Below are 16,344 nucleotides of genomic sequence, written 5' to 3' on the forward strand. Positions count from 1 at the left end.
TTGGTCTCGCTAGGGGGCCGTGCGGACCAGCCGGAGGATCTCCGCGGCGACCGTGTCGGGGTCCTGCTGCGGCTGCCAGTGGGAGGTCTTCTCCAGCGTCACGAGCCGGTAGGGGCCGGTGACGTGATCGGCGGTCTTCTCGACGGCCAGTTCGCTGACCGCCGTGTCGGTGCGGCTGTAGACGAACGTCGTCGGGACGGTGACCGGGCCGAAGCCGAGGTCGTCGCCGAGGAGGTTGTTGGCCCGGTACCAGTTGAGCGCCGCGTCGAGCACGCCCGGCCTGGTGTGGGTGGTGACGTAGCGGGCGATCTGGGCGTCGGTCAGGACGCCCTCGCCGACCTGGGTGAACCAGGCGTGCAGCTGCGCGCCGTCGTCGGCGAGGAAGTGCGCGGCCGCGCCCTCGGAGACGAGGAACTCCACGTACTGGGAGCTGTGCTGCTGCTCCTCGTCCACGCGGTAGGCGTACTGGTACGCGGCGAGGTGCGGGATGGCCAGGGCGGTCAGCGTGCGCACCCGGTCGGGGTGGTGGGCCGCCAGGTACCAGGCCACCGCGGCGCCCCAGTCGTGGCCGACGACGTGGGCGGTGGTGATGCCCAGGGCGTCGAGGATCCCGAGCGCGTCGGCCGCGAGGTGCTGGATGCGGTACGCCTCGACCCCGTCCGGACGGGCGCCGTCGGAGTAGCCGCGCTGGTCGGGGGCGATGGTGCGCAGTCCGGCCGTGTGGAGGAGGGGCTTGGTCTCGGTCCAGGACTCCTTGTTGTGGGGGAATCCGTGCAGGAGCAGGACCGGGGCGCCGTCGGCCGGGCCGCTGACGTCCACGTCGAAGACCAGGTCGCCGAGGGTGATGTCCATGACTACTCCTGCGACGCCGCGGCGAGGGCGGCCTCGATCTCCGGGTCGTGCAGGACGGCCGGCGAGTCGACGAGGCCGATGACGCGCGAGTAGGCGCGGGAGACGGCGGCGTCGCGCGAGGCGGCGTGCTGGACCTGTGCGATGAAGGCGTGGGCGGCCTGGACCTCGGGGGTGCGCTCGCCCTCGACCTCGGGGAAGCTGAGGTCGGCGCCGACGGCCATCTCCCAGCAGCCGTCGACCGCGTCGGCGGCGAGGTCCTTGAAGTAGGCGATCGGGTCGGGGCGCTGCGACTCGGCGGTGTGGCGGCGCAGGACGAGGGAGCCGAGGGCGGAGACGGTCATGCCCTGGGCGTAGCTCGGGTTGAAGGAGCAGACGGCGTCGCCGATGACGAGCAGGCCGGCCGGGAAGTCCGTCAGGCGCTGGTAGTGGCGGCGCAGGTTGGTCGGGAACTTGTAGGCGACCGGCTCGTCGAGCGGCTCGGAGGCCTGGAGGACCTCGTAGATGTCCGGGGCGGCGAGCGACTTGATGAAGTCGAGGAAGCCGTCGGGGGTGGTGGCCGGGTGGTCGCCGAGGATGCCGTAGGCGGTGACGATGGAGCGGCCGCCGTCGATCTTCTGGCAGATCGCGCCGCGCGGTATGCCGGCGGAGGCGACGGTGTTGATGGAGATGTTGCCCTCGAAGGCCTCGTCCGGGACCCGGTAGTAGCGGGTGGTGTAGCCGAGGCCGATCTTGTGCTTCTCCTCCTCGACGGCGTCGAAGCCGAACTCCTGGAGCCACACGGAGGTGCGCGAGCCGCGGCCGGTGGCGTCGACGACGAGGTCGGCGGCGAGGGTCTCCTCGGTGCCGTCCTGGCGGCGGACGACGACCCCGGTGACCTCGCGGCGGTCCTCGGTGGTGGTCAGGCGCAGGATGTCGGACTGCTCCAGGAAGCTGACCTGGGGGAGCGCGAGCACCCGGTTGCGGATGTGGCGCTCCAGGAAGGGGCGGCTCGAGGTGAGGGCGAAGAGCCCGGACTCGACCTTCTGGAGCCGCTTTCCGTTGATGATCCAGCGGACGTCGTCGGCCACGTCGCCGAGCTGGGCGCCGGCGGCCTTCATCTCCTCGGTGAGGCCGGGGAAGTACTCCTCGGCGATCTGCTGGCCGCGGGAGAGCAGGCCGTGCAGGTGGTGGCCCTGGGGAAGGCCGCGGCGCAGGTCGCCCGGACCGGTCAGCTCGTCGCGGTCCACGACGACGACCTCCGCGAAGTTCTCGGAGAGGGCACGGGCCGAGAAGAGGCCGGCGATGCTCCCGCCGAGGACGACCGCGCGTCCTCCGGTCACGTTTCCGGCGGATCCGGGGTTGACCCCTTGGGAAGATGCAGCACTCACAGCGATCAGCTCTCCTTGAATTCGCACATCACTACAGCCCGGCTCAAGCTCGGCGAGACCAATGCGGCGTACCTGCGGCCATTTGAATCGCGTAAGCCCGCAACGAAGGTATCCGTATGCGTTCCACCGGCCGCTCATTGTTCGGCAATGGGCCGCTCATCAGGCGTTCCAGCGACTTGAGTTACCGGTCCATGACTGTTTGCGAACCTGCCTTTACTAGCCTGTGGGGGACTAGATTTTCGAGGCCTGATAAGGAACTCCGCGACCGGTCGTAGCAGGTGACGGAGCCGGGGCCGCTGGAAAGTCGCAGTGAATCGTCGCAGTGAATCCAGGCGCAGCAGTAAACCCAGGCGCAGTAAACCCAGGAAAGGGCAGCCGAGCGTGGTGACCAGTGAGCAGAATCCTGTAGCAGCCGGGGCGCGCACCGAGAAGGCGGAGCAGATCGCTGTCGTGGGGCTGTCCTGCCGGCTTCCCGGAGCCGATGGCCCGGCCGCGTTCTGGGAGCTCCTGCGGAGCGGTGCCAGCGCTGTCGCCGAGGTCCCGCCGGGCCGGTGGGGCGTGCCGGAGGACGGCTCCGGGGCCCCGGGCGACGGCCCGGGGCGCGGTGCGTTCCTGGACGGGGTCGACCTCTTCGACGCCCGTTTCTTCGGCATCTCGCCGCGCGAGGCGGCGGCGATGGACCCGCAGCAGCGCCTGGTCCTGGAGCTGGCCTGGGAGGCCCTGGAGGACGCGGGCATCGTCCCGGAGGCCCTGCGCGGCAGCCGGACCTCGGTGTTCGTCGGCACGCTGCGCGACGACTGGACCAACCTGCTGTACCAGTACGGCACGGAGGCCATCACCCAGCACACGATGACCGGCGTGAACCGCGGTGTCATCGCGAACCGGGTCTCGTACTACCTGGGTCTGACGGGGCCGAGCCTGACCGTGGACTCGGCGCAGTCGTCCTCGCTGGTCGCGGTGCACCTGGCGTGCGAGAGCCTGCGCAACGGGGAGTCGACGACGGCCCTCGCGGCGGGTGTGAACCTGAACCTGCTGACGGAGAACGCCACCACGGAGGAACGGTTCGGCGCGCTCTCCCCGGACGGCGTCACCTACACCTTCGACGCCCGCGCCAACGGCTTCGTCCCCGGTGAGGGCGCCGGAGTCCTGGTCCTCAAGCCCCTGGAGCGGGCCCTCGCCGACGGCGACCGCGTCTACGGCGTCATCCGCGCCAGCGCCGTCAACAACGACGGCACCACCGCCGGCCTGACCGTGCCCAGCCCGGCCGCGCAGGAGCAGGTGCTGCGCCTGGCCCACGAGCGGGCCGCGCTCGGCCCCGCCGAGCGGGTCCAGTACGTGGAGCTCCACGGCACCGGCACGCCCGTCGGCGACCCCATCGAGGCCGCCGCCCTGGGCGCCGCGCTCGGCGCGGACCGGGCCGGGGAGGAGCCGCTGCGCGTGGGCTCCGTCAAGACGAACATCGGGCACCTGGAGGGCGCCGCGGGCATCGCGGGCCTGATCAAGACCCTGCTGGCGATCTCCCACCGCGAGCTGCCGGCGAGCCTCAACTTCGAGACCCCGAACCCGGCCATCCCGCTCGCCGAACTGGGTCTGGCTGTGCAGAGCGAGCACTCGGCGTGGCCGCACCCCGAGCGGCCGCTCGTCGCGGGCGTCAGCTCCTTCGGCATGGGCGGCACCAACGCCCACGTCGTGGTCTCCGAGGCCCCGGCGGCCGCGCCCGTCACGCCTTCGGAGGAGCCCGCCGTCCTGCCCTGGGCGCTGTCGGCCCGCTCCGACGAGGCGCTGCGCGCGCAGGCCGCCCGGCTGGCGGAGTTCGCCGCGGCGGAGGGCGCCCCGGGCCTGGCCGACACCGGCCTCGCGCTGGCGACCACCCGTACCGCCTTCGAGCGGCGCGCCGTCGTGATCGGCTCGGGCCGCGAGGCGCTGGTCGAGGGGCTGCGGGCGCTGGCCGAGGGCCGGCCGGGCGCCGGTGTGGTGCGCGGCGAGCCCGCCACCGGCACCACCGCGTTCCTGTTCACCGGCCAGGGCGCCCAGCGCCAGGGCATGGGCCAGGAGCTGTACGCCGCCTTCCCGGTGTTCGCGGAGGCCTTCGACGCCGTCGCCGCCGAGCTGGACCCGCTGCTGGAGCGCCCGCTGTGGGAGGTCATCGCCTCGGGCGAGGGCCTGGACGACACGGGCAACACGCAGCCCGCCCTGTTCGCCGTCGAGGTCGCCCTCTACCGGCTGGTCGAGTCCTGGGGGATCACCCCGGACCACGTGGCCGGGCACTCCATCGGTGAGCTGGCCGCCGCCCACGTCGCCGGGATCCTCGGCCTCGCCGACGCCGCCAGGCTGGTGGCGGCCCGGGCGAAGCTGATGCAGGCCCTGCCGACCGGCGGCGCCATGATCGCCGTACAGGCCACCGAGGAGGAAGTCCTCCCGCTCCTCGAAGGCCTGACGGACCGCCTGGCCATCGCCGCGATCAACGGCCCGACCTCCGTCGTCATCTCCGGCGACGAGGACGCGGCCGTCGACGTGGCGCTGCGGATCGCCGCGCTGGGCCGCAAGACCAAGCGCCTGAGCGTCTCGCACGCCTTCCACTCCCCCCACATGGACGGGATGCTGAAGGAGTTCCACAAGGTCGCCAAGGAGCTGACCTACGCCGAGCCGCGCATCCCCGTCGTCTCCACCCTCACGGGCAAGCCCGCCACCGGGGACGAACTGCGCACCCCCTGCTACTGGACCGACCAGGTCCGCGGCGCCGTCCGGTTCGCCGACGCCGCGAAGTCCCTGGCCGAGCTCGGCGCGACCGTCTTCCTGGAGATCGGCCCCGACGCCGTCCTCAGCGCCCTCACCGAAGGCACCCCCGCCCTGCGCGCGGGCCGCCCCGAGGTGCAGAGCCTGCTCACGGCCGTCGCCACCGCCTTCACGGCGGGCGCCGACCTCGGCTGGAGCGCCCTGTACCAGGGCCTCGGCCACGAGGGTTCCGGCGTACGGAGCGTCACCCTGCCCACGTACGCCTTCCAGCGCCGCCGGTACTGGTTCGACGCCGCCGCCCGCAAGGAGGCCCCGGCCCTGGCGGCCGCCGCCGACTCCGTGGACGCCCCGGACTCCCCGGCCGCCACCCCGCGCGGCGAGCTGGGCCGGCGTCTGGCGGGCCTGTCGCAGGCCGAGCGCCGGCGCGTGGTCTCGGAACTGGTGACCTCGCACGTCACCGCGATCCTGGAGTACGGGCCGGGCGAGGCGCTGGAGCAGCGCACCCCGTTCCAGAAGCTCGGCTTCAGCTCGATGATGACCACCGAGCTGCGCAAGGCGCTGGCCGAGGCGACGGGTCTGCGGCTGCCCGGCGGGCTGCTGTTCGACCACCCGACCCCGCAGGCGCTGACCGAGTTCGTGGAGGCCGAGCTGCTGGGCGCGGCCGAGGACGCCGAGGAGTTCACCCGGCGTCCCGGCGCCGACGCCGACGAGCCCATCGCGATCGTCGGCATGGCCTGTCGCTTCCCGGGCGGCATCTCCTCCCCCGCCGAGCTGTGGGACCTGGTCGCGGCGGGCGGTGACGCCGTCTCCGGCTTCCCCGAGAACCGCGGCTGGCCCGAGGACCTCTACGACGCCGACCCCGACCGGCCCGGCAAGTCCGCCGTGCGCCGCGGTGGCTTCCTGCACGACGCGGGCGAGTTCGACGCCGCCTTCTTCGGGATCTCCCCGCGCGAGGCCCTCGCCATGGACCCGCAGCAGCGGCTGCTGCTGGAGACCGCCTGGGAGGCCGTCGAGCGTTCCGGGATCCGCCCCGGGGACCTGCACGGCACCCGGACCGGCGTGTTCGTCGGCGCGACGGCCCTGGAGTACGGGCCGCGCATGTACGAGGCCCCGGAGAGCGTCCAGGGCTCGATCCTGACCGGCAGCACCACCAGCGTGATGTCGGGCCGGATCGCCTACCAGCTGGGCCTGCTCGGCCCGGCGGTGACCACCGACACGGCCTGCTCCTCGTCCCTCGTCGCCCTGCACCTGGCGATCCGCTCGCTGCGGTCGGGCGAGACCAACCTCGCGCTGGCGGGCGGGGCGACGGTCATGTCCTCCCCCGGCATGTTCGTCGAGTTCTCCCGTCAGCGCGGGCTCGCCCCCGACGGCCGCTGCAAGTCCTTCTCGGCGGACGCGGACGGCACCGGCTGGGCGGAGGGCGTCGGCCTGCTCCTCGTGGAGCGGCTCTCCGACGCCGAGCGCAACGGCCACCAGGTCCTCGCGGTACTGCGCGGCTCCGCCATCAACCAGGACGGCGCCTCCAACGGCCTGACCGCCCCCAGCGGCCTCGCCCAGCAGCGCGTCATCCGCCAGGCCCTCGCCGACTCCGGCCTGGACACCACCGAGGTCGACGCGGTCGAGGCGCACGGCACCGGCACCAAGCTGGGCGACCCGATCGAGGCCGAGGCCGTCATGGCCACCTACGGCAGCGCCCGCGAGGGCGGCTCCCCGGTCTTCCTCGGCTCCCTCAAGTCGAACATCGGGCACGCCCAGGCCGCCGCCGGCGTCGGCGGTGTCATCAAGATGGTCGAGGCGATCCGGCACGGGGTGCTGCCCCGCACCCTGCACGCCGAGCAGCCGTCCCCGCACATCGACTGGTCGGCGGGCTCCGTGGAGCTGCTGACCGAGGAGCGGTCCTGGCCCGAGACGGGCCGGCCGCGCCGCGCCGCCGTCTCCTCCTTCGGGATCAGCGGCACCAACGCCCACGTCGTCATCGAGCAGGCCCCCGAGCAGGCCGCCCCGGCCCCGGCCGAGGAACCGGCGGCCCCCGCGCTGCCCGCCCCCTGGCCGCTGTCGGCCCGTACCCCCGAGGCGCTGCGCGCCCAGGCCGGGCGGCTGCGGGAGCTGGCCGCGGACGCCGACCCGGCCGCCGTCGGGCGGGCGCTGGCCCGTACCCGTACCTCCTTCGAGGAGCGGGCCGTCGTCCTCGCGGAGGACCGGGCCGCGCTGCTGGCCGGGCTCGACGCGCTGGCCGCCGGTGCCGCCTCGCCGTCGGTGGTCACCGGCAGCGCCGCGGGAGCCGGGCGCACCGCGTTCCTCTTCACCGGCCAGGGCGCCCAGCGCCTGGGCATGGGCCGTGAGCTGTACGAGCGCCACCCCGTCTTCGCCGAGGCGCTCGACGCGGTGTTCGCCGCGCTCGACGCCCACCTGGAGCGGCCGCTGCGCGAGGTGGTCTTCGCCGCGGAGGGCAGCCCCGAGGCGGCCCTGCTGGACGAGACCACGTACACCCAGCCCGCGCTGTTCGCCGTCGAGGTGGCCCTCTTCCGGCTGCTGGAGCACCACGGGGTCACCCCGGACCTGCTGGCCGGGCACTCGATCGGCGAGCTGTCCGCCGCGCACGCGGCCGGGGTGCTGACCCTGGAGGACGCCGCCCGGCTGGTGGCCGCGCGCGGCCGGCTGATGCAGTCGGCCCGCTCCGGCGGCGCGATGATCGCCGTGCAGGGCACGGAGGCGGAGATCGCCGCCTCCCTCGCCGGCCACGAGGACGCGGTGTCGGTCGCGGCCGTCAACGGCCCGGCCTCCGTGGTGATCTCGGGCGACGAGTCCGTCGCCGAGGAGATCGCCGCGCACTGGCGGGAGCAGGGCCGCAAGACGAAGCGCCTCACCGTCTCGCACGCCTTCCACTCCCCGCACATGGCGGAGATCCTGGACGAGTTCCGCGAGGTCGCGGCCTCGCTGACCTTCTCGGCGCCCACGGTCCCGGTGGTCTCCACCGTCACCGGCAAGATCGCCACGGACGCCGAACTGACCTCCCCCGACTACTGGGCGGGCCAGATCCGGGCCGCCGTCCGCTTCCTCGACGCCACCCTGGAGCTGGCCGCGCAGGGCGCGACCGTCCTCGTCGAGGTCGGCCCCGACGCGGTGCTGACCGCGCTGGCCCAGGGCGCCCTGGAGGACGCGGCCGTCGTGGCCGTGCCGCTGCTGCGCGCCGGACGCCCCGAGGCGGAGACCTTCACCACGGGCCTCGCCCGCGCCCACACCGCCGGCGCCTCCCTGGACGCGGCGACGTTCTTCCCGGGCGCCGTCCCGGCCGAGCTTCCGACGTACGCCTTCCAGCGGGAGCTGTACTGGCTCTCGCCGACCGTCCCGACCGACGCCCGCAGCCTGGGCCTGGATGCCTCCGACCACCCGCTGCTGTCCACCACCGTGGAGTTCGCGGACCGCGAGGACGCCCTGTTCACCAGCCGGATCTCGGTCGGCGCCCACCCGTGGATGACCGACCACACCATCGGCACGACCGTGCTGGTGCCGGCCACCGGCTTCCTGGAGCTGGCCGTCGCCGCCGGCGACCACCTCGGCGCCACCCGCGTCGAGGAGCTGACCCTGGAGGCCCCGCTCGCCCTGACGGGCCGTGAGCCGGTCCGCGTGCAGGTGGCGGTGGGCGCCCCGGACGCCTCCGGTGTCCGCCCGTTCTCCATCCACGCCCGCCCCGACACCGGCGAGGACCAGGCGCAGCCGTGGACCCGGCACGCGACGGGCGCCCTCGCCGAGGCCACCGCCCCGGACGCGGACGGCGAGCTCACCGCCTGGCCGCCGGCCGGCGCGGAGGCCGAGCCGCTGGACGGCGTGTACGAGCGCCTCGCCGGGCTCGGGTACGCGTACGGCCCCGCCTTCCAGGGGCTGAGCGCACTGTGGCGCGACGGCCGCGACCTGTACGCCGAGGTCCGGCTGCCGGAGGAGCACCGCGAGAGCGCCGCCCGCTTCGGGGTGCACCCCGCGCTCTTCGACTCCGTCCTGCACCCGCTGGTGCTGGACGCCGCCGACCCGGCGGACGGCGACCGGATCCGGCTGCCGTTCGCCTGGGCGGGCATCTCCCTGCACGCGGCGGGCGCCGCCGAGCTGCGCGTACGGATCTCCCCGACCGGCACCGACACCTACCGGCTGACCCTGGCCGACGCGGCGGGCGCGCCCGTCGCGGAGGTCGAGGCGCTGACCCTGCGCCCCGTCGCCAAGGAGCAGCTCACCTCCGCCTCCGCCGCCGAGGGCGGGCACGACTCGCTGTACGCGGTGGACTGGACGGCCGTGGCCGCCGCCGAGGGCGCGGAAGCCGACTGGTCCGAGACGGCCGGGGACCTGGCCGCCGCCGAGGCCGGCAAGGACGTCCTCGTACGCCTGTCCGGTGCGGCCGGTTCCACCGTCGAGGGTGCGCACCTGACGACCCTGAAGGCGCTGGCCCTGGTCAAGGAGTGGCTGGCGGACGAGCGGTTCGCCGACTCCCGGCTGGTGTTCGTCACCACCGGCGCGGTGGCCGCGCGGGACGGCGAGGACGTCGCCGACCTGGACGCCGCCCCCGTCTGGGGTCTGGTGCGCTCGGTGCAGTCCGAGCACCCCGACCGGCTCGTGCTGGTCGACGCCGAGGACGGGACGCCCGACACGGTCCTGGCCGCCGCGCTCGCCTCCGGCGAGCCCCAGCTCGCGGTCCGCGCGGGCGAGCTGTACGCCCCCCGGCTCGCCCGCGCGGCCGCGGAACCCGCCCCGGCGGAGCCGGTCCTCGGCTCCGAGGGCACCGTCCTGGTCACCGGTGGTACCGGCGGCCTGGGCGCGCTGTTCGCCCGCCACCTGGTCACCCGGCACGGGGTGCGGCACCTGCTGCTCTCCAGCCGGCGCGGCCCGGCCACCCCGGGCGCGGACACCCTCGCCGCCGAACTCTCCGCCCTGGGCGCCGAGGTCCGCGTGGTCGCGGCCGACGCCGCCGACCGGGCGTCGGTGGCGGAGCTGCTGGCGGCCGTGGACCCGGCGCACCCGCTGACGGCCGTGGTGCACACGGCCGGCGTGCTGGACGACGCGACGGTGGAGTCCCTCACCCCGGAGCAGGTGTCCGCGGTGCTGCGCCCGAAGGTGGACGCGGCCTGGAACCTGCACGAGCTGACCCGTGCGCTGCCGCTGAAGGCCTTCGTGCTGTTCTCGTCGGTGTCCGGTCTCACCGGCACCGCCGGACAGGCCAACTACGCGGCCGCCAACACCTACCTGGACGCCCTCGCGGCCCACCGCCGCGCCTCCGGCCTGGCGGCGACCTCGCTGGCCTGGGGCCTGTGGGACAGCAGCCACGGCATGGGCGCCGGCCTCACCGAGGCCGACCTGGCCCGCTGGGACCGGGCGGGCATGACCCCGCTCACCCCGGAGCAGGGCCTGGCCCTGTTCGATGCGGCGGTGGAGGGCGTACGCCCGCTGCTGGTGCCGGTGGGGCTGAACCTCGCCCGGTTCCGCGGCGCGGCCGAACTGCCGCCCGCCCTCTACCGGGGCCTGGTCCGTACCCGTACCCGCCGCGCCGCACAGGCCGGCGCGGGCGCCGCCGGCGAGTCGGGCTGGATCCGGCAGATCGCCGGTCTCGCCGAGGACAAGCGCGGGGAAGCCGTACTGGACCTCGTACGCTCCACCGTGGCCTCGGTGCTCGGCCACGCGGGCGCCACCTCCATCGACCCGCAGCGGGCCTTCAGCGACATCGGCTTCGACTCGATGGCCGGCGTGGACCTGCGCAACCGGCTCGGCGCGGCCACCGGTCTGCGGCTCCCGGCGACGGCGGTCTTCGACCACCCGACCCCGGGCGCGCTGGCGGCGTACGTCCTGTCGAAGGTCTCCGCGGACGCGGGCGGCGCCCCGGCCAAGGCCGTCAAGGCGCGCGCCAAGGGCGCCACGGACGAGCCGATCGCCATCGTCGGCATGGCCTGCCGCTTCCCGGGCGGGGTCAGCTCCCCGCAGGACCTGTGGCGGCTCGTCGCCGACGGGGTCGACGCGGTGACCGGCTTCCCGGTCAACCGCGGCTGGGACCTGGACGGCCTCTACGACCCGGACCCGGAGCGCACGGGCACCTCGTACGTCCGTGAGGGCGGCTTCCTGCACGAGGCGGACCTCTTCGACCGGGAGTTCTTCGGGATCTCCCCGCGCGAGGCGACCGCGACCGACCCCCAGCAGCGCCTGCTGCTGGAGACGGCGTGGGAGACCTTCGAGAGCGCGGGCATCGACCCGGCGCTGGTGCGCGGCACCAACACCGGTGTGTTCACGGGCGCGATGTACGACGACTACGCGTCCCGGCTGAGCTCGACGCCGGAGGAGTTCGAGGGCTTCCTGCTCGCGGGCAACCTGTCCAGCGTCATCTCCGGCCGGCTGTCGTACACGTACGGCCTGGAGGGCCCGTCGCTCACCGTCGACACGGCCTGCTCCTCCTCTCTGGTGGCCATGCACCTCGCGGCGAACGCGCTGCGCTCCGGCGAGTGCGACCTCGCGCTCGCGGGCGGTGTCACGGTGATGAACAGCCCGCACACCTTCGTGGAGTTCTCCCGCCAGCGGGGCCTGTCCCCCGACGGCCGCTGCAAGTCCTTCTCGGCGAGCGCGGACGGCACCGGCTGGAGCGAGGGCGTCGGCCTGCTCCTCGTGGAGCGGCTCTCCGACGCCAAGCGCAACGGCCACCAGATCCTGGCCGTGATCCGGGGCACCGCCGTCAACCAGGACGGCGCCTCCAACGGCCTCACCGCCCCCAACGGCCCGGCCCAGGAGCGGGTCATCCGCCAGGCCCTGGCCAACGCCGGTCTGAACCCGGCGGACGTGGACGCGGTCGAGGCGCACGGCACCGGCACCACCCTCGGCGACCCCATCGAGGCGCAGGCCCTGCTGGCCACCTACGGCCAGGACCGGCCCGAGGACCAGCCCCTGTACCTGGGCTCCCTCAAGTCGAACATCGGGCACAGCCAGGCGGCGGCCGGTGTCGGCGGCGTCATCAAGATGATCGAGGCCATGCGCCACGGCACCCTGCCGCGCACCCTGCACGTGGACCGGCCGTCCCCGCACGTGGACTGGGACGCGGGCGCGCTGACGCTGCTGACCGAGGAGACCGCCTGGCCCGAGCAGGGCCGGCCGCGCCGTGCGGGCGTGTCCTCCTTCGGCATCAGCGGCACCAACGCCCACGTCATCCTCGAGCAGCCCCCGGCCGCCCCCGCCGCCCGCAAGCCCGCCCCCGAGGCGCAGCCCGCCGGTGCGGTGCTGCCGTGGCTGGTGTCCGGCAAGGACGAGAAGGCCGTCCAGGCCCAGGCGGCCCGGCTGCACCGGTTCGTCCTGGACAACCCGGCGCTGTCCGCGACCGACATCGGCTTCTCGCTGGCGACGGGCCGCGCGGTACTGGAGCACAGCGCGGCCGTCGTCGGCGGCGACCGGGAGTCCCTGATCCGGGGCCTGTCGTCGCTGGCGCACGGCGAGTCCGCGAGCAACGTCGTACGGGGCCGCTCGGCGCGGCCCGGCAAGACGGCGTTCCTCTTCACCGGGCAGGGCAGCCAGCGCCTGGGCATGGGCCGTGAGCTGTACGCCTCGAACCCGGTGTTCGCGAAGGCGCTGGACGAGATCTGCGCCCGCTTCGACGCCGAACTGGCCCGGCCGATCAAGGAGGTGCTGTTCGCCCCCGAGCACTCGGCGGACTCGGCGCTGATCGACCAGACCTCCTTCACGCAGGCCGCGCTGTTCGCCATCGAGGTGGCCCTGTACCGGCTGTTCGAGCACCACGGCTTCACCCCGGACTACCTGCTGGGCCACTCCATCGGCGAGGTCACCGCCGCCTACCTGGCGGGCGTCCTCGAACTGGGCGACGCCTGCTGCCTGGTCGCCGAGCGCGGCCGGCTGATGCAGGCCGCCCGTGAGGGCGGGGCGATGGCCGCGGTCCAGGCCACCGAGGAGGAGGTGCGCGCCGCGCTCGCCCCGTACGGCGACAAGGTCGCCATCGCCGGGGTCAACGGCCCCACCTCCATGGTGATCTCGGGTGACGCGGACGTCGTGGACGAGCTGTGCGACGCCTTCCGCGCGAAGGGTGCGCGCACCAAGCGGCTGCCGGTCTCGCACGCCTTCCACTCCCCGCACATGGACGAGGTGCTGGAGGAGTTCCGCGAGGTCGCCTCGGGTCTGAACTTCCGCGCACCGCGCATCCCGGTGGTCTCCAACGTCACCGGCACCCTGGCCACCGAGGAGCAGCTGACCTCGCCGGAGTACTGGGCCACCCACATCCGGGAGGCCGTGCGCTTCGCCGACGGGGTCCGCTACCTGGAGGCGCAGGGCGTCACCGACTTCCTGGAGCTGGGCCCGGACGGGGTCCTCACCGCCCTCGCCCAGGGTTCCCTGGAGCAGGAGGCGGGCGCGCTCGCCCCGGCCCTGCGCCGGGACCGGCCCGAGGCGGAGACGGTGGCCGGGGCGATGGCCGTACTGCGGATGCGCGGTGCCCGGCCGGACTTCGCCAAGCTGTTCCCGGGCGGGCGGACCGTCGCCCTGCCGACGTACGCCTTCCAGCACGAGCGGTACTGGCTGGAGGACCCGCGGACGCCGGCCGACGCGGCCGGGCTGGGTCTGGCGGCGACCGGTCACCCGCTGCTGGGTGCGGCGGTCGGTTCGGCGCACCGTGACGAGTACCTGTTCACGGGCCGCCTGTCGCGCCGTACGCACGCCTGGCTGACCGAGCACGCCGTGCACGGCACGGTGCTGGTGCCCGGTACCGGTCTGGTGGAGCTGGCGGCCCGGGCGGGCGAGCAGCTCGGCGTGGAGCGGGTCGAGGAGCTGATGCTGTCGGCGCCGCTGGTGCTGCCCGAGCAGGGCGGTGTCCAGGTCCAGGTGGTCGTCGGCGAGGCCGACGGCGCGGGCCGCCGCACCGTCGAGGTGTTCTCCCGGCCCGACGACGGGGACGTGGCCACCGACCGGCCGTGGACCCTGAACGCGAACGGTTCCCTCTCGCCCGCCGGTGAGCCCGGTGAGGCGCTGACGGTGTGGCCGCCGGCCGGGGCCACGGAGGTCTCCCTGGACGGGGCGTACGAGCGCCTGGAGCTGCAGGGCTACTCCTACGGGCCGGCCTTCCAGGGCCTGTCGCGGCTGTGGACGGTGGGCGAGGACGAGATCCTCGCCGAGGTGCGGCTGCCCGACGCCCAGCGCGCCGAGGCGGGCAGTTTCCTGCTGCACCCGGCGCTGCTGGACGCGGCCCTGCACCCGCTGCTGCCGGGCGTGGCCTTCGACTCGGGCCTGGCACGGCTGCCGTTCTCCTGGTCCGGGGTGAGCGTCCACGCGGTGGGCGCCCAGGTCCTGCGGGTGCGGCTCGCGCTGTCCGGGCGGGACTCGGACACCCTGCAGGCCGCGCTGACGGTGGCGGACGGCAGCGGCGCCCCGGTGGCGACCGTGGAGTCGCTGCTGCTGCGGCCGGTGTCGAAGGAGGCGCTGCGCGAGGCCGCGTCGACGGCCCGGGACGGCCTGTTCAAGGTCGCCTGGAACGCGCTGCCGACGGGCTCTTCGGTGACGGGTACGACTGTGGCGGGCTCCGGGTGGGCCGTCGTCGGGGACGTCACGGTTGAGGGCGGCCGTGCGTACGCCTCGCTGGAGGAGGTGGCCTCGGCGGAGAACGTGCCCGCCACGGTGGTGCTGGCTCCGGCCGCCGTCACCGGTGAGGTCGCCGGGGCCGCGCGGCAGGCGCTGCGCGAGGCCCTCGCGACGGCGCAGGCCTGGCTGGCCGACGAGCGCTTCGAGGACTCCACCCTCGTGGTGGTGACCCGGGGTGCCATCGCCACCGGCGGGGAGCCCGTCACCGACCTGGCGCACGCCGGTGTCTGGGGCCTGCTGCGCGTGGCGCAGACGGAGAACCCGGGCCGGATCGTCCTGGTCGACGTAGACGCCGACGGCGCCGCCACGCTGCCCGGCTCGGTCCTGGCCTCCGGCGAGCCGCAGCTCGCGGTGCGCGGCGGCGAGCTGCTGGTGCCGCGCCTGGCCCGCACCGCGCAGGACCCCGAGGCCCGCACGGCCCGCTGGGACCAGGGCACCACCCTGATCACCGGCGCGACCGGCGCACTGGGCGGCGTACTCGCCCGGCACCTGGTCACCGAACACGGCGCCAGGCACCTGCTGCTGCTCAGCCGCCGCGGCCTGGACGCCCCGGGTGCCGAGGAGCTGCGTGCGGAGCTCACGGCGCTCGGCGCGGCCGTGACCGTCGCCGCCTGCGACGTGACGGACCGGGAGTCCCTGGCCGGGGTGCTGGCGGCGATCCCCGCGGAGCAGCCGCTGACCGGGGTGGTCCACACGGCCGGTGTGCTGGACGACACCGTCCTGTCGGACCTGACGCCGGAGCGCCTGGAGCAGGTGCTGCTGCCGAAGGTGGACGCGGCCTGGAACCTGCACGAGCTCACCAAGGACCTGGACCTGTCGGCCTTCGTCCTCTACTCCTCGATCGCCGGTCTGATCGGCAACGCCGGCCAGGCCAACTACGCGGCGGGCAACACCTTCCTCGACGCCCTCGCCCAGTACCGCCAGGCGAACGGCCTCCCGGCCACCTCGCTCGCCTGGGGCCTGTGGGCGCAGGCCTCCACCATCAGCGGCTCGCTGGAGGAGGCGGACCTGCGCCGCCTGGCCCGGCTCGGCCTGCTGCCGCTGTCGTCGGCCGACGCGATGGACCTCTTCGACGCGGCCCCCGGCACCGGCGATGCGGTCCTGGCCGTCACCCGGCTCGCCGTGGAGGCCCTGCGCAAGCAGGGCGACCGGCTGCTGCCGCTGCTGCGGGACCTGGCTCCGGCCGGTCCGCGCCGGGCGGTCGCGGGCGGCGGCGCACAGTCCGGGGCGGACGGCCCCTCCTTCGCCGAGCGCCTCGGCGCCCTGCCGGAGGAGGAGCGCGTCGCGGCGCTGACGGACCTCGTACGGGCCCAGGTGGCCTCGGTGCTCGGTCACGCCGACCACAGCGGCATCGACGCCGACCGTGCCTTCCAGGAGCTGGGCTTCGACTCGCTGACCGCCGTGGAGCTGCGCAACCAGCTCAACGCCGCGACCGGTCTGCGACTGCCGAGCACCCTCGTCTTCGACTACCCGAACCCGGCCGCGCTCGCCGCGTACCTGCGCCAGCAGATCACGGTGGAGGACGTGTCGGCGGCGGCGCCGGTCCTGTCGGACCTCGACAAGCTGAAGTCCGCCATCCAGGCGGCCTCTTCGGACCGGGAGGCCTTCGACCAGATCACCGGCCGGCTGCGGGAGCTGCTGGACATCGCCGACACGGCGAGCGGTGCCAAGGCCGAGGACGGCAACGCCGACCTGGAAGAGGCGAGCGACGAGGAGCTGTTCGCGCTCCTCGACGACCTGGACTGACCTGTGCGAACCCTCCATTCATCAATACCCAGCCACATCACGTCGG

The 16,344-nt window shown here is 74.5% G+C and carries 3 protein-coding genes; 1 reads left to right on the forward strand and 2 read right to left on the reverse strand.

Going from position 1 to position 16,344, the window contains the following annotated elements; translation table 11 throughout:
- Window positions 1-9 precede the first annotated feature (9 nt).
- Together OOK31_RS37955 and OOK31_RS37960 are read right to left on the reverse strand one after the other, a co-directional pair.
- Window positions 10-852, reverse strand: a complete 843-nt coding sequence (locus OOK31_RS37955) for an alpha/beta fold hydrolase (RefSeq protein ID WP_267092013.1) — start codon at window positions 850-852, stop codon at window positions 10-12.
- Between the two features lie 2 nt (window positions 853-854).
- Entirely contained in the window at window positions 855-2,171 is a 1,317-nt protein-coding gene (locus OOK31_RS37960) for an NAD(P)/FAD-dependent oxidoreductase (RefSeq protein ID WP_267092014.1), read from the reverse strand.
- 432 nt (window positions 2,172-2,603) lie between these two features.
- On the opposite strand from OOK31_RS37960, the gene OOK31_RS37965 reads away from it, so the two are divergent.
- The gene (locus OOK31_RS37965) at window positions 2,604-16,298 is read left to right on the forward strand and encodes an SDR family NAD(P)-dependent oxidoreductase (protein WP_323188304.1); all 13,695 of its coding nucleotides are present in this window, start codon (window positions 2,604-2,606) and stop codon (window positions 16,296-16,298) included.
- Window positions 16,299-16,344 lie beyond the last annotated feature (46 nt).

Source organism: Streptomyces sp. NBC_00249 (assembly GCF_026342355.1).
GTDB lineage: Bacteria > Actinomycetota > Actinomycetes > Streptomycetales > Streptomycetaceae > Streptomyces.

What these genes read in the sequence shown, in the direction of transcription:
- OOK31_RS37955 (WP_267092013.1), bottom strand. Translation starts at nt 852, where the DNA reads ATGGACATCACCCTCGGCGACCTGGTCTTCGACGTGGACGTCAGCGGC.